At 45.3% G+C, this 296-nt stretch carries 1 protein-coding gene; it reads right to left on the bottom strand.

Translation table 11 applies throughout. From position 1 onward, the window contains the following. Nucleotides 1-296, bottom strand: a 296-nt coding sequence (locus tag Q0954_RS34715) for a hypothetical protein (protein WP_299466866.1), incomplete at both ends; no start/stop codon positions are given.

Raw genomic sequence — 296 nt, 5'->3', positions numbered from 1 at the left:
AGCCCCCAGTTCACCGCGTTGTTATGGGTTACCGAACCCCCGGCGTAATAACCTTTCACTTTGACTTTTACCACGTCCCCTTTACTTACTTCCAGGTTGCGCAACATACCCAACGGTTCACTGCTGTTTAGCTTCGCCGCGTGGTTGGTTGCACTCGTCGGGTCAGAAGAAATAATATCATTTTTGTATTCAAATCCTTGCTGTTTATCGGTGGTAATATCTTCTAAATCAGCCCGGTAAATTTTCTTTGTTCCTTCCCTGAAAGCGACCCTTAGATTACCTAGATGGTCTTTGTA

Source organism: uncultured Microscilla sp., assembly GCF_947493425.1.
Lineage (GTDB): Bacteria > Bacteroidota > Bacteroidia > Cytophagales > Microscillaceae > Microscilla.
The sequence above is the reverse complement of the archived record's forward strand: the minus strand, read 5'-3'. Positions and strand labels throughout refer to the sequence as shown.